The organism is uncultured Campylobacter sp. (assembly GCF_938030145.1).
GTDB lineage: Bacteria > Campylobacterota > Campylobacteria > Campylobacterales > Campylobacteraceae > Campylobacter_B.
This window is the reverse complement of the sequence record NZ_CALHGM010000020.1, coordinates 1-14,140: the sequence shown is the minus strand read 5'-3', so window position 1 is coordinate 14,140 and position 14,140 is coordinate 1. Positions and strand designations below refer to the sequence as shown.

The 14,140-nt window shown below is 39.4% G+C and carries 14 protein-coding genes; all 14 read right to left on the bottom strand.

Annotation, left to right across the window (positions count from 1 at the left end; translation table 11 throughout):
- Positions 1-2 precede the first annotated feature (2 nt).
- The gene (locus Q0323_RS04385) at positions 3-1,916 is read right to left on the bottom strand and encodes a type IV secretory system conjugative DNA transfer family protein (RefSeq protein WP_298051897.1); all 1,914 of its coding nucleotides are present in this window, start codon (positions 1,914-1,916) and stop codon (positions 3-5) included.
- Complete coding sequence (locus Q0323_RS04380; RefSeq protein ID WP_298051895.1) at positions 1,913-3,157, bottom strand: ATPase, T2SS/T4P/T4SS family; 1,245 nt, start codon at positions 3,155-3,157, stop codon at positions 1,913-1,915. The genes Q0323_RS04385 and Q0323_RS04380 overlap by 4 nt, the downstream gene beginning before the upstream one ends.
- Entirely contained in the window at positions 3,132-4,343 is a 1,212-nt protein-coding gene (virB10, locus tag Q0323_RS04375; RefSeq protein WP_298051892.1) for a type IV secretion system protein VirB10, read from the bottom strand. Before virB10 ends, Q0323_RS04380 begins: the two co-directional genes overlap by 26 nt.
- On the bottom strand, positions 4,340-5,269 hold the full coding sequence (gene virB9 / locus Q0323_RS04370; protein ID WP_298051890.1) for a P-type conjugative transfer protein VirB9: 930 nt from the start codon (positions 5,267-5,269) through the stop codon (positions 4,340-4,342). Before virB9 ends, virB10 begins: the two co-directional genes overlap by 4 nt.
- Before the next feature lie 8 nt (positions 5,270-5,277).
- Positions 5,278-5,964: a virB8 family protein gene (locus Q0323_RS04365; protein WP_297881599.1), complete on the bottom strand. Its 687-nt coding sequence runs from the start codon at positions 5,962-5,964 to the stop codon at positions 5,278-5,280.
- A 17-nt stretch (positions 5,965-5,981) separates the two neighbouring features.
- Entirely contained in the window at positions 5,982-6,212 is a 231-nt protein-coding gene (locus tag Q0323_RS04360; RefSeq protein WP_297881601.1) for a hypothetical protein, read from the bottom strand.
- Positions 6,213-6,221: 9 nt separating this feature from the next.
- On the bottom strand, positions 6,222-7,280 hold the full coding sequence (locus Q0323_RS04355; RefSeq protein ID WP_298051887.1) for a type IV secretion system protein: 1,059 nt from the start codon (positions 7,278-7,280) through the stop codon (positions 6,222-6,224).
- Between the two features lie 12 nt (positions 7,281-7,292).
- Positions 7,293-8,051 (bottom strand): type IV secretion system protein, encoded by a 759-nt coding sequence (locus Q0323_RS04350; protein WP_298051885.1) that lies wholly within the window; start codon positions 8,049-8,051, stop codon positions 7,293-7,295.
- Between the two features lie 61 nt (positions 8,052-8,112).
- The gene (locus tag Q0323_RS04345) at positions 8,113-10,884 is read right to left on the bottom strand and encodes a VirB3 family type IV secretion system protein (protein ID WP_298051881.1); all 2,772 of its coding nucleotides are present in this window, start codon (positions 10,882-10,884) and stop codon (positions 8,113-8,115) included.
- Positions 10,885-10,894: 10 nt separating this feature from the next.
- Positions 10,895-11,230, bottom strand: a complete 336-nt coding sequence (locus Q0323_RS04340; RefSeq protein ID WP_298051878.1) for a hypothetical protein — start codon at positions 11,228-11,230, stop codon at positions 10,895-10,897.
- A 162-nt stretch (positions 11,231-11,392) separates the two neighbouring features.
- Entirely contained in the window at positions 11,393-11,677 is a 285-nt protein-coding gene (locus Q0323_RS04335; RefSeq protein ID WP_298051876.1) for an EexN family lipoprotein, read from the bottom strand.
- 126 nt (positions 11,678-11,803) lie between these two features.
- Positions 11,804-12,193: a hypothetical protein gene (locus Q0323_RS04330; protein WP_298051873.1), complete on the bottom strand. Its 390-nt coding sequence runs from the start codon at positions 12,191-12,193 to the stop codon at positions 11,804-11,806.
- Positions 12,194-12,403: a hypothetical protein gene (locus Q0323_RS04325; RefSeq protein ID WP_297879873.1), complete on the bottom strand. Its 210-nt coding sequence runs from the start codon at positions 12,401-12,403 to the stop codon at positions 12,194-12,196.
- Between the two features lie 84 nt (positions 12,404-12,487).
- A complete protein-coding gene (locus Q0323_RS04320) occupies positions 12,488-13,936 on the bottom strand; it encodes a RepB family plasmid replication initiator protein (RefSeq protein ID WP_298051871.1) in 1,449 nt (482 codons plus the stop codon).
- Between the last annotated feature and the right edge of the window lie 204 nt (positions 13,937-14,140).

Below are 14,140 nucleotides of genomic sequence, written 5' to 3'. Positions count from 1 at the left end.
CTTTATGCAAATTCTTCATCATAATCTTCCTCTTCATCGTCATAAACAACTCCTTTTGCCTTGTCCTCTTGGATAATTCTTTCAAAAGTTGCCGCAATACGCGCATCGCGATCTTTTTTGTTTTGTTCCAAACTTTGCTCAGGGATCTCGATATTCGTTTCTCTTAGCTGTGCGGCAAGCTTATAATCATCTTCACTAGGCTGTTTTGATTTTCTTAACGTAGGCGAAATACTTTTAAATTTATCGATGAAATACGGATCATTATAATAAAAGGCCTTTTTACATTTTATAAAGCGGCCGCCGCCCGCAATACGAATAAGCTCGTCTTCAAAAGGCATATCCATAAGCTCTTGCGGCAACATAAGGGCTCTGCTGGCGTCACTTTCGCTACCGCCGCCGCTTCCTTTACCGAATGATTTTGATCTGTTGCGAACAGTCTTGGTTCCAAGCGATTCACTTATGGCCTTCGCATCCTCTTGAGTATCCGGAGTAAAATAAATTCGACAAGCATGGTTTGATAGCAGAGTTTTTGCGCCATGTTGCCCATATCCATCGGGTTGGGCTATCTCTAGCTGCGAAGTGTTTTGATAGATCATAACGCTGCGCAGATTATATCCGGCTATAAACGCAATAGATTTGAGATAAATCGACAGATACCCTATAGCGGAAAATTCATCCATCATAAGTAGCACTTTATACTTTAGATCCGGATTTGCTTGCGGAAGTTCTTTGGTATTTACGGTAAATAGCTGTTGCCAAAAGACATTAAGGATAGGTTTGGCAATAGGTAGATTGTCAGGCGTAACGCCTACATAAATCGTCATTTTCTTTTTGCGTAGATCTCTAAAATCAAAGTCGTTGCCGCTGGTAGCAAACCTCATATAATCTGATTGAAACATCTTAAGAGGGCCTTGAAAAGATTTTAAAACGCTATTTTTCATCTTGCGTTCGGTTTCGACATAGGCTTTCATACGAATTCTTACCTTATCACTAATAAGGCCGCATTGTTCCAGAAATGTATAACTGCTATCAAGAGTATCAAGCTTAACACTGATGATCTCTCCGTCACTACCTTCTTCCTCTATTTGAGTATCTAAACCTAAAATAGAGAATCTTAAAATATCGTAAAATGTCAGATCCAAATCAATTTTCTTCGAATTTAAAAAAGCGATCCCCAATCTTGTAGAGATAAGCTCTCCTAGTAGATAGGCGATACCGACAAATAGATCTTGAGATAGCTGCGACCACAGCGGATCGCCCGATACCGGAGGCGGAAAGAATATATTGGCAAGGCTATTTAACGTGTTATCGGCCTCGGGGGAATTTATATCAAAATAGGTCAAGGGGTTATAGCGATGAGTTTTACTAGAAAAAGGGTTGAATAGATAAACATCCTGGCCTAAAACCTCTTTGCGGTACCTGCTCGTAAAATCGAAGCACTCCTGTTTGATATCCTGCACGACGGCGCTTTGCTGCCAATCCATTAAATTTGGAATTACGACGCTGACACCCTTTCCTCCTCGCGTAGCGGCGGCAAGGGATACGAATTGCTGGCCCGGGAAGCGAAGCAGCTTGCCATTGTATTTTCCGATTATGATCCCGTCGTTGCCGTAAAGTTTTCTTTTTGCAATATCGGCAGCAGTGGCAAATTTAGCGTCTCCATATAATTTTTCTTTCTTCGGTAGCAGCAGAATTACCGCTATAAAAGCTACGCAGACTGCAAAGCTTATCGCAAGCGACTCATAAATTTTAGGATAACCGTTTATCAGCCCTTTAAAGGTAAAGCTGGCGTTATAGTATTTGCTTAGCTTAAGAATCTTGCCATTTAAAGCTATATCTACTACTCCAGTTAGAAAGTAAGTGCCTATAAGCACGTAGATAGACAATAAAATGATCAGGGGCTTTGATAATTTCATAGCGCGTCTTCCTTAAAATTTCCATCTTTATCGCGCTTATAGAGCTTGCCGTCATGCAGCATCTCTACGATATGTCGCACCTTTTTATCGGGCGTTAGATCTTCGCGCTTAAACACCACTACCGTATCGATTACGTCCTTTGCGATCTGCATAATCAGATCTTTGCCGGCAGCGCGAGCCTGTAAATTTTGCATGGCCATCATCACCAATCTATTAAAACAACTAGCTACGCTTCCTGCATGGCAAGAGGTCATAGTTCCGTTATGGCCGCTGGATATAACATTGAGAAAATCATAAGTCTCGCCGCCCCTTAATTCGGCCAATATTATGCGGTTTGGCTTCATACGCAAGCATGCTTTTAGAAGCGTAGCCGAAGTTACGGCGTCTCCGTCTTTGGCGTCGCTGTCGTAAAACATCTGTTCTACGTCCTTGTGCTTCGTAAAGGTGATCTCGGAGGTATCTTCGATCGTTATAATACGCTCGCTAAGTGGTATAAAATCGATTAAAGTCTTCATAAAAGTAGTCTTACCGCTACCCGTTTCGCCGCAGATGACTAAATTTTTACCCTCTCTAACCGCCTCTTTTAATAGCTCTGCGGTATGTTGATCTAAGGCCTGATTGGCCACGTAATCATCGAGGCTATAATGCACTTTGCTAGGCTTTCTGATTACAATAGAGACCTGATTGTCCTTAACTACAGGCGGGATATTGATATGAACGCGCTCTCCTGTGTGAAGCGTCGCATCAAGCATAGGCTCGGACTTATTTATATCCGTATTGTTGAATGCTCCTAAAGCCTTTGCAAAAGAGATCCCTTCGTCATAGCTAATAGATCTGTGCTCTTGCGTCCAATTTCCGAATACATCTTCACAAAAAAGCGTCCCGTTGCCGTTTAGGCAAATTTCATTTATGGAGTCGTCCTTAAGATATTTTCCAAAAAGCTCGCTCGTAACGATGTCTAGCATCTGCGATTTTGCTATAAACTCCTCTTCCTCTTGCTCCTTGCTTACCGCTACTTCATGCGCTTGCGGAGAGGAGTGGGCGGCAGCGGTTTCTTCTATTGGCGGCACAGGGGCATCAGGCAGAAGCTTGGTCTCTTTTTTTTGCTCGCCAGAATCCGGAGTCGCGGCAATATCGGTATCGACTTCTTTTGCCGCCGTAAGACCGAATTCGGCCATGGTGGCATTTACGATAGCTCTAGCTTTTTCCGTTTCGTTAGCGTATTGCTCTTTTTCGCCCATTTTTTCTTACCCTGAGTTGATATACCTTGCTAAAATCGATGTCTCGATTGACATAAACGCCTACCAGATCGCCCTGGTTTTTGTATAATGTAGGTTCGATATTAATAAATTTCTCAAGCGCGGTATTGGCCATTTGTTGAGTCGCTTCGCGAGTATTTTCCGTATAATCTCTGTTTTCGTTGCTTCTGGTGCCGCTACCGCCATTTAGGCCTACATTTACGGCATCGTCTATTACGCTAAGCAGTATGGCCGCACCAAATCTTTCAAGCCAATGGTGATCGACGTATCCCTCTATACCGCTACCGCCTAAAGAGTCGCTGGCGCCGCTATAAACCGGGATAATAACTCCGTTTGGCGTACGGATCTCTTGCCAAACTACGAAAATCCTATTTAGCCCGTCATTCATTTGGCCGCTATTGAAATATCCGGTAATATGTGAGCCTTTTTCGATCAAAAGGGTAACTCCATTGGCAGAGTAAACGTCTTCGCTAACGGTGCAGGCTACGCCGCCTTGGATACTCGATACTAAACGTGTATCCAGCGAGCAGCCTATATAGGTACCTTTAAGCAGAAGCAGGTTCGGATCGAATTTGCTTTTCTTAGCGGCCTTCGCCTCGAAAGTACCTTCCGAATAGCCCTCCTCCGTTATATCAAATTCCGTCTTTTTGACAAGTTTTCCTTTAGCATCGAGCGTATATTCGCCGCTGCTTAACGGATCAGGCTCGGACTCGCTTTGATTAGCATCGAAAGAGGGTTCGGAACTTGTAGGCACTAAAATAGCACCGGAATTTTTATAAACTTTAGGCTTAATTTGATTTCTAGCGGCAGCCGGAGCGAAGGGGCTTGAATTTTCGTTTGCTCCGGTGTTTTCATTGATAAAGTCGCGCACGCTAGTAGTATCGGTTGATTCGGGAAGTTTAGGCAGCTCTTTTATGTCTTGCTTATTATTGCTATATTGCAGATCGCCCTTTTGCACGTTAGTAGCGATAGTTTTTTTCTCGGTTTCATCGCTTGAAAAGCCGTTTATAAAGCCGCTTAGGGCTCTAAAACCTAAAAATATAGCTATTACGACCGTCATAAATATTACGGCGTAAATTTGCATACGCCTGGTTTTAAACTGCTCGTCTTTGAGCTCCACCGCCTCGCGCTGTAGATCTTCGTTTTGAGTGTTGTGCTCTTCGCTCATTCTAAAATCTCCCTCTTTACGCTTTGTTTGGTAGTATCGTAAGTTCTATCGAGCGGATTTTTGCCATATCCTTGATTTACGATACCTACAAGCTTATTCCCGCTTCGAAGCAGTATCTTTTCGGCGGTTTTATGGATTACCAAAACATCATATCTGCCATTTTTGTTTTGATGGGTATTTAGTATGCTTTCTTTATTCGCCTCGTCAAAAAGAAATACACTAGGAATAGTCTTGGTGGAATTAAAGCCCAAATAGGTAAAAATACCGTCGTCATATGCGAAATCGGGCGCTATAGTATCGCTTCCTTTGTTTACGTGCATTACGAAATTCCAATTTCTAGGTACGTTTACCTTTTGAATTTCGTCATTTAGCGCGGCTTTTTCGGTCGCTTGTTGATCCGCTAAAATTTGAGCTATCTTCTTCGCCTCTTTCTCTCTTTTTATCTCGCTAGGATAAACAAAATCAACCTTATAATTCACGTTGGTTTTGGAGTTTTCTTCCTCCAGCTGCAGATCGAATACGTAAACGCGCTTTGTAGTCGTTACGATTAAATTCGTCTTCCAGTCTTCGGGATTTGGTTGAATGACGGAAGCCCCTTCAAATTCTACCGCTTCGCCGCTTTCGTCAAACATCGTTTGCTGTTCTTTCGCATCTACGGCATAAGGTTTCGCCTTTATAAAAAGAAAGTTATCTTTCTCGGCCAGATCCCAGCCGTTTGAAAAGCCGCTTGCGATATTTACTATGCGCTCGTCCTCGCTAAATTTTAGCATCGAAACATAGCCGCTGCGAACCTTAATCAAAAATACGTCATCAGCGTTATAACTTGCGTAGGTTATTCTCTTGTCGAATTTTGACGATTTGGGTATTTCTAGAGCGCCTAAACTAAGCGCTAATGCCGATAAAACTAACGCGGGTAAAATTTTCATATGCTTCCTTATCTAATTATTTCATCGTCTATTCGGTAGGCCGTGACTTTAAAACCCAATGGATTTTTAAGCCGCTCCTCTTCGCTTTGCGGGTTATCTGGGTAGTAATCATAGCTTAACGTAACTATTTTGGCTGCGGTACCTAAAATTTGAGGCTGAGCTCCAGTTTTTCTCGTCGTCGCATCAAAACGGATAGTAGCCGTCTTGGCGCCGGCGCTCTCGCCCAAAACTACGCTTTTAATATCGATAGAGACCTCATTATCGTTCTTTAAAGCTTCTTGGCGCGCGCTCTTACCCTCGTAAATTTTACGATAAAGCTCCGCGATCTCCGGCGTAGATAGCATCTGCACTAGCAAATAATCCTGATTTAGGATATTGTAGTAATACCCCTCTCTAGCTTTTACGTATTGGGAGATGAAATATTTATCCAGCGCTTCGTTTTGAGTGAGGTCTTCTGTTTTTACAGTCGTAATGATGTCTACCATTCCGGCATTATCTACCCTAATCACATAAGGCTCTACGGTCTTTAGGGGAGTTAACATTATAACCGCGACTACTGCGATAATGGCTATAGCCGCAAATATGAAAGCTACCGTCCAGGCGCGCCTGTTAGACTTTTCTACCAGGTATCTTATGGATGCTTCATAGCTTATTGCCGAGGCCTCGTCATTGTTTTCAATCTTAGGGTTTTTCACAAATATTTACCTTTTTTTCAAATTACCAATTTGTTTACGTCTGAGCTGTTATTGACGGGCTGCCATTCGTCGCTGTCGAACAACTCACTCCATTTCTTATTGTTTTTTACTTCGGCCCTATTAGCTTTATCCTGAGAGCTGAAAAAAGCTTCGTTACCTTTTAAATTCGCATTTTTGCGATTGGCACAGCCGCAAAGAAGCAGGCCAGCTAGTATCAAGACTGCATAAAATTTAAGAGTTTTGAGCATGGTTTATCCTCATTTAGAACCCAATTTAGATTTGTTTTTAAGTGCTCCTATAGCCTTTTGTGCCCCCCTTAAAATAGGAGAATTTTTAGCACTGATAGGTTTTGTAAATTTAGAAGCGACTAGACCGCCGCGAGCTGCTAACGCACCCATACCTATAGGAATTGCGAGAGTACTCCCCGCTAGCCCCATGGCTCTCCCTGCTGATGAGTTTACTACCCCCTCGAAAGATATTCCGGCAAGTTTTTCAGCAAGAGCACTAGCGAGTGAGCAAAATATATTGACCATAATACAAAAAAGTATAACCGTTATGGTCGCAGATAGAGAACCTTCTTTAGCAACATGATCTGATATTGGATTAAGGAAAGTACTAGCCCATTGTAAAATCTTCGATAAAAGAAATGAAAAAATCAACAAAGTTAAAATATTCGCCAAAACCATCTGCAACCATTGTTTAAAGCTATTTTTAGTCATTCCAAAAATCAAAAAATAAAAAGCTAATGGTGCCAAAACCATTAAAATTAAAAATGATAAATAGTTTATAATCATTATTTTTAAAAATGGATAAGCAGCCATGAATAATCCCACCAAGCACAATAAAGCTAAAATAAAAAAGCCCATATTATTTCCTGGCGTCCACCAGGACGTATTTATTAATATATTATTCGCTATATTGCCTATATAACCAGCGAAATTAGAAAAATTGTCAAAAGGAGAAAATGCACCACCAAACGCTGTTTTAGCATAATCTCTTATGCCACTTATACTTTCATAGACCAAATTAGCCCAACTGGAAATATTTAGTGCCAATAAAATAAAAATAAATTTAATAAAGGCTACCCATAAAAACCCGCCAATAGTTTGTTCCCCCTTGCCATATAGCATTTTGTAAGTTTCGAACATAAGCCATAATGACAAATAAGCAGCTAAAAAATTTCCTGTAGTACTTAATGCTTTTTCAACGATATTTGCGCTTGCGCCGTATTCGTTCTTTAAAGTATTTTCCAAAAATGTTCCGGCTTCCCTTATTACATTTTGTATATCTCTTGTAATAGAAATCGCATCAGCCACTTTTTATCCCTTCTAATGATTATCAAAAATTTCTTGTGGCAATCCACCTAAAATATTTTTTTGATCTTTTTCAAAAACTTTTCTTTTCTGGATTTCTTTTTGTCTATCCATATTAGCCAAAGTAAGCTCAATTTGTGTTTTTTCGGCCTGAATTTGAGCCGTAATCAAAGCTATGGAATTGGCATAATCCGCGGATGATTTGATATCGCTACTATTTGCGGTGCTCTTCATCTGCTTGGCAATCCTATTAAGCTGATCCGAGTAAGTAGAAATTCTAGCACTGCTGCTCTCTATCATAATGGTATCTTTAAATACCTGTCTGGCTTGCATTTCGCACACGTTTTTATCGGTAATATTTTCTATATCACTACAAGGATTTGTCTTAAAATATTTTTTAAAAAGCTTATCCGCTTGTTTATCGAGCTTCGAAACATTAGAAAAATCCTCGCCGATACTATCTATCGAGGTACCGAGATCCTTTGCGTTTTTATATATATCCTGAATCTCATTGATGAAATTTATAGCGTCTCTTGCGCCGATTTTAGTGGCTATATCGTCCGAATAGGCCTTTAACTCTGCCTTATAGTGCGACGTGGTATCTACCCAACGCTTCGCTTCCTTGGCAAATTCCATTGCCTGCTGTATAGTTTGGTTAGTTATTTGTGCATTTGCAGCTCCGTCAGCAACAGGAATTCCCGTTGCGAACATATTAGCGCATAGCGCTGCCGAGGCAATAAAGCTTGATACTACTTTACCGATTGAAACTCTCATTTCTTACTCCTTAAATTTTTAGTTACTTCCTAAAGAGCGGCATGCCGCCCTCACAGCGTGCTTATGATTTTTCATAGATAGCTTTGATGGCCTCAAACCTACCTTTGTAATCCAAATTCGGATCATCGTTAATCTCTTCGATCTTTTCTACATAGGCACTACCCGTCGTTAAAATTTTAAGATAGGTTTTACCTATGGAGCTTAGATCGATCGATGCGATAGCTCGTTCACCAACCCCTTTTTTGATGATAAATCGATATAAAGTAGGGCTAGTAGTCTTTACAAACGCAAATTCCTCTTCCGTAACGCTGAGTTTTTCATAATCATCAAAAGAAGCTTTAGGATTTGAGAGCAATAATACGGTTTCGCTTTGCTCTACTATTCCTGCCGCATATTTAGACTTGGCCAGATCTTCGACAGATTGCGTACCCAATACCAAAAGGCCGTTTTGTTTACGAATGGTCTTTTCTTTATTGTAAACCTCTTTGGCCACAGTCTCGTTTTTGATCCAGCTCCAAGCCTCGTCTACAAAAAGAACAAAGCGGCGGCCGTCTGTTAAATCCAGTATTCGCCATAGCATGTAATAGGCTACGAAAGAGTTGATCTCGTCATCCTTTAATAGATCCGTTCCGTCGATCCCGTAAAGTATGGTGCTGTCGTCGTTAAAATTTAACTCGTCGTATTCGTTGTCGAATACCCAATCGTATTCCCCGCCTCGAGCCCAAGCTTTAAGAATAGACTTTACGGAGTTTGTATCGCTGCTGCTCTCGGTCAAGCTTTGAAGCATAAGCGACATACCGTAACGCCTCTTTTTCGGATCGGGTATCCGGTCTAGCACGCTATCGATCGCGATGAATAAATTTTCCTCCTCCATAGTGGTAAGAGTTTTGCCGGTTCTTGTGGCCAGCATCTTCATCAATACCTTCAATCTTCGCCTATTTTCAGGCGTAGCCTCGCACATAAACGGATTAAATCCCGTAGATTGTCCGGCATTGATTGTAATATATTTTCCACCTGCGCAGATGATATTTCCCATCGCTCCTTTATCTTTATCGAGATAGACGAAAAACGCCTTTTTACGATTATCCGGAATATCGCTAGGAAATGTGCTTTTATTGTTAAATTTATGAAGTTGATCCAGCAAGAAATTCATAAGCACCGTCTTACCACCGCTTGATTGACCAAGAACGAGCGTATTGCCGAGTAAAAAATCTCCGAAAGTACTGCGATCATAATCGGTTTGATGGAAATTCATATAAAAAGGCTGCTTATTCGGCGTCTTAAAGATAGTGATAGCCTCGCCCCATTGATTTCCGTTACGTTTGCCTACAGGAAAATTATGAAAAGCTATCAGACTGGCATAATTTGCCGAGGATATGGTATGAATTCTAGGCCTAATACCGAAATTGGCAGGAAATTGCGCAAAATATGTTGCAGGAAGTGCAATACTAGCCTCCTGGCAGATAAAACCCTGTTCATTAAGACGAGTAGAGATTAAATTAGCATCTTTAGCAATTTTATCCTTATCATCATTCAATACAAGTAACGAAAAATGATAGTCTCCAAATATTATCTCGCCGCTGGAAAGTTCGTCCCTGGCTAGCGCCAGATCCTCTATTTGACTTATGGCGTCGTCCTCGGCCGTGATGAGCCTTTTTTCTTGGAGCTTGATCTTGGCGCCGGCAAGCTTTTTATTGATCGGAACAAAACTTTGAGTGATGATATAATTGACGTCCTCATACATCAATTTATCGATGATACCGGTAAAGCTTACGCTAGGAAAGTCTTTGATTTCTATGGCTTTGGCAAAGGTAGATTCCCCGGTGTTGTGCTTTAGTTGGATCGTATGGGCGGAAAATATCACCTCGTTTAAATTTCCGCTGATATACGAATAGATAGGAGCTTTTGGAACTCTAACGGGATGAAATTTGCCGCTTATTAAAAAGTTATAAAACTCGAGCTGCGATGAAAATTTAGCCCCATCTTTCTCGTATGTAGTTAGACGAGTAGGCTTAAAAGCGCCCAGGCGTTGGTCTATGTTTTGGCAGATACGACGAAAGCTGGATATGACGGCATTGAGTTGCTTGATCTTATCCTCTAGCTTAGCGCCCTTCAGCGTTACCTTATCCGCTCTTACGATCGGCGAATAGATTACCGTAATGAAAAGCTTATTTTGCTTTAAACTACTACCCTCAAAGCTCTCGTAATATTTGTCGTTTAGACTTTGTAAAAACTCATTGTCAAATTTGCTATCAAAGCGTTCGGATATATTCATCCTGCAGTTGTGAAAGTAAAACGATACGTTTTCTTCTGCAAACTGCTGAAAGAAATTGTTTAGATTATCCTTGTTTACGCCTATGTCTATTTCGTTTTCAAGCTCAAACGGCACACCGGAAACTTGCCAGGTAGCCATAAAATCAAAATCCTTGGTAATTACTATATCCTTTACCAAAGTCTGATACGGAAGGTATCTGCCGATATGCGGAATTTGATTTAGCCCGTTGAGCGGAGTAAGCTTGGGATAGCCGAAATTTACAAGGTTTTTATTTTTCTCATAGGCACTGGCATTATAAGCTTTTGCTCCATAAAATGACCTGCTAAGAGGGTTAGAGAAAAACCTAATCTTGAGCATAATAAGCCTAAAAGCGTTATCATCTTTTTTGGTCACCTCTTTCATAACCCAAATTATGACCGGGATAAAAATCAGCAAATAGCGATTTGTAGCAAAAAAGATTAGCGTCAGAGGCACTACGGTAAAAATAAGAGGCAATATAGGCACCCCCGCAATAGTTGCGGGTCTGGTCATCGCCTTATAGACGAGCTCCTCGTTCATATTCTACCTTTTATTTGTGCATAAAGTAGTTGACGATCTCCGTAATTGAAATGAGTGCTATAAGTGCTATTGCGGGCTTTGAGAACTCTTGTTTCCAATCTGCACCGCCCGAAGCTACTTTGATAGTCGCAAAAATAGCCCATACCGCGATTGCAACGCCGCCGAAGGTATAAGCCCATGTTCTAACTTCTGTTAGAGCGCTAGTCGCTTTATTAAGACCTCCGATAGCAAATGCACTATCCGGAATTACGGAAAAAAGTAAAGCTATCAAAAATAGCTTAACCATCTGAGACGATAGTTTACTAGCGCTCTCGTTAGTAAACACATTTGAAAAGCCTAAGTGCATTTAGACTCCTTTTTTAGAGAAGTAAAGCGTAAATTTTTAATTTACTTTATAATTTTAATACAAAGTAAATTAAAATGAACTTAAGTATATGAGATAAGAGAAATTTTAATATTGAAATAATATTAAAATTCTCTTATAATGTTTTATTATTTTACATCTAAATTAATCTTTAAGCCCCCTCTCGGCTCTTTGCCTTTTTACGATTGCTGAACCGAGCATTTTCTCTTGATCAGCATAAAATTCTACGATTTCCTTAGCGTTCAAGCAATTCTTATAAGAGTTGCTTCCATCTTTTAAAGTATTGAAATCGCACTTTGCGTAAACCTCTTTAGCCTCATTTAGATGAATATCGTAATATTCCTTGGTCTTTACCTCGGTATCATCGCCGCAACCTACCAATAAAGCAGCCAATGTAAGTGCGCCTAGAAGCGTTTTAGTGTTTTTCATTTCATTCTCCTTGTTGAAATTCATCGGTATTTTACTATCCGTTTACTTTAAAAAATTTGAAGTATTATAACCTACTTTACCTTAATATAACTTAAACTAATGTGCTTTACGTTACATTAAGATATTTTACATCTTTATTATTGAAAATTTTATACCTCTCATCCGCATATGAGTTTTGATATAAGCATCTATTTCGTCGTTTATTCTTAAAAATGCTTTTTGAAAAACCCTTTTTTCGTATCCGTATATAGTTAGCTCGCCGCTTGCCTTCTCATCAAAATAAATATCCTCATAGTGTGGGTATTCCATAAACGCATACGATTTTTCTTTTAAAAAGTTTTCAATTTTTTCTACTATTGACTTGTCTTTAACGAAAATTTTATCAAAGTTATTATAGAAGCCCATTCTATCGCTAACGGCTATGATAACTCGCATTTCTTCTTTATTACAACGCTCGTTCTCTTTAGTTTTTTGTCGGATTTTCCACTTGCAGTTCGTAAAATCTATCTCTTGCATCTATATTCCTAAATATTTCTCTCTAAGAAAGTCGGCGAGCTCTTTTGAAATTTCTCCGCCATGCTGCGAGGCGTTTATAGAGCCGTAAAGCTCGCCCCAATAAATATCCAAATGTAAGGTATCATTTTTAGACTCACATTCCAACAGATCCCTTATTCTTTCCTGAATATCAAGAGGCAATGTTCGTTCATCTAGAACCGGCTTTTCCAAAATTTACCCTTTCTTTTTAGTTGATGCTTAAAAGTAATTTTATCTTGCTTTATCTTAATATAAGATAATGTAAGATATATTAAGTTACTTTACACTTTCATCCCTTAAAAACTTTTCAAACTGTTCATAACAATCAAAAAATTGTTTATCCATAAACTCGCCGCCATTTTCAACTCTGCTGTCCTGGATCGAAAATATTACCATAAACTTTTCGTCCTTTTCATCAAATTTTACGCTTTTGACCCGATAATTGTAAAATCCTCTTCTAAAAGCGAAACCTACGGAGCCTAGAACCCTCTCTTTCATAAATTTTCGCTGCTTTATGATCCCGATTTCTTTCATGATGCGTTCATATCCCCCATTTGAAAACAGCAGCCTAATCACTTTAGCAAATCTTCTACTAGGAAGAAATTCTCTAAAATTATTCTCCCTGTCTACAAATTTGCCCGTGCTAGTGATGACTATATCGCAGCTCTCCTCTTCTAAACCTAAAATTTTAGCTATTTTCGTTTTGTCTTGGCCGAAAAACAAAGATCTGTTGGCATAGTATTTTCTTAACTCTTGCATAAATTTTAGATAGCTCTCATACTCTGCTATCTTTTTTACCTTGTAGTGCACTTCGCTGGTTAGCTTCTCTTTATCAAAGATCTCAACCTCCGGTGCGCCGTTAAGCTCAAGGAATTTATTACTTTCACTAAACGAGCGCAGCGCTAGTTCCATATCGGTTTCGCTCCTGGTTTTAAATTTTTCCACAAAATCAGACGCAAACCCTTTAAACGCTATTCGCATATCTTTTGAAAAAATTTCGACATCCTCGAAGTTTAAAACGCCTTTTAGCTCGGGTAGAACGATTTTATTAAACATTATGCTTTTCGTTAGGAATTTTTTAAAGCCATCCGGCAACTCTTTTTTTTCAAGATCAAATTCAAATATGGCCGAAAGCTCTTTGACATCTAGTTCTATGCGCTCAATATAAAAATCATTGCTTGAGGCGGAATTTGCAAAATTTTGAATATGGCTAATGATATGCTCGTAAAAATGTAGCGAATATTTGCTATTGAAGGCGTTTATACTTTGAATTTCTAACAAAGTGTAATCGGATCTTTTAAGCCCGGCAGTTACAAATTCGCGCGTAAAACCAACTTTAGCCATTCCATCCTTTCCTATAGTAGGTGTCAGAATAAAATTTATAACTTTAAAAGAGATCCATTTGCCGGTAAATTCATCCTGATAGTCGCGTAAAACGTATTGAATTTGGGATAATTTTTGTAATGATTTCTCAAAACGCTTTCGCCAATTTGGATCATCGTTGGGATAAAAAAGCTTAAAATTTAAGGAGTCAAATTCCGTGATAATATAATCTGTCGTAGGAGCGACGTCACTTGTCTTAATCAGCCAACGAAGCATCTTTATCAAAAAATTTATTACCTTTAGATCGTAAACGCTTAATTTCTTAATGTTACTCTCCGAAGGCATTCCCAATATTAGCGGGTTGGCTTTTCTGATATGGGTATTTTTATCGTTATTATCCATAGGCTCCTACCTGCCGTTATTTCTGTTATTTTATTTAAATTTCATTAAATCTTTAATTAACGATCATAATTTTATTATAGAGATCATTAATAAAAACTTAAATTTTCATAAAATTATATATTTTTTAATATTAATTCAATATTAAAAAATAAAATATCTAATGCCCTTGATTTTTAGAGTTTCGGGGATGTTTTCGGGGGTTAG

Excerpts from the sequence above, each read along its gene's own strand:
- Q0323_RS04330 (WP_298051873.1), bottom strand. The coding sequence starts at position 12,193 with ATGCAAGAGATAGATTTTACGAACTGCAAGTGGAAAATCCGACAAAAA.
- Q0323_RS04335 (WP_298051876.1), bottom strand. The coding sequence starts at position 11,677 with ATGAAAAACACTAAAACGCTTCTAGGCGCACTTACATTGGCTGCTTTA.
- Q0323_RS04350 (WP_298051885.1), bottom strand. The coding sequence starts at position 8,051 with ATGAGAGTTTCAATCGGTAAAGTAGTATCAAGCTTTATTGCCTCGGCA.
- Q0323_RS04380 (WP_298051895.1), bottom strand. The coding sequence starts at position 3,157 with ATGGGCGAAAAAGAGCAATACGCTAACGAAACGGAAAAAGCTAGAGCT.
- Q0323_RS04345 (WP_298051881.1), bottom strand. The coding sequence starts at position 10,884 with ATGAACGAGGAGCTCGTCTATAAGGCGATGACCAGACCCGCAACTATT.
- Q0323_RS04320 (WP_298051871.1), bottom strand. The coding sequence starts at position 13,936 with ATGGATAATAACGATAAAAATACCCATATCAGAAAAGCCAACCCGCTA.
- Q0323_RS04340 (WP_298051878.1), bottom strand. The coding sequence starts at position 11,230 with ATGCACTTAGGCTTTTCAAATGTGTTTACTAACGAGAGCGCTAGTAAA.
- virB9 (WP_298051890.1), bottom strand. The coding sequence starts at position 5,269 with ATGAAAATTTTACCCGCGTTAGTTTTATCGGCATTAGCGCTTAGTTTA.
- Q0323_RS04385 (WP_298051897.1), bottom strand. The coding sequence starts at position 1,916 with ATGAAATTATCAAAGCCCCTGATCATTTTATTGTCTATCTACGTGCTT.
- Q0323_RS04360 (WP_297881601.1), bottom strand. The coding sequence starts at position 6,212 with ATGCTCAAAACTCTTAAATTTTATGCAGTCTTGATACTAGCTGGCCTG.
- virB10 (WP_298051892.1), bottom strand. The coding sequence starts at position 4,343 with ATGAGCGAAGAGCACAACACTCAAAACGAAGATCTACAGCGCGAGGCG.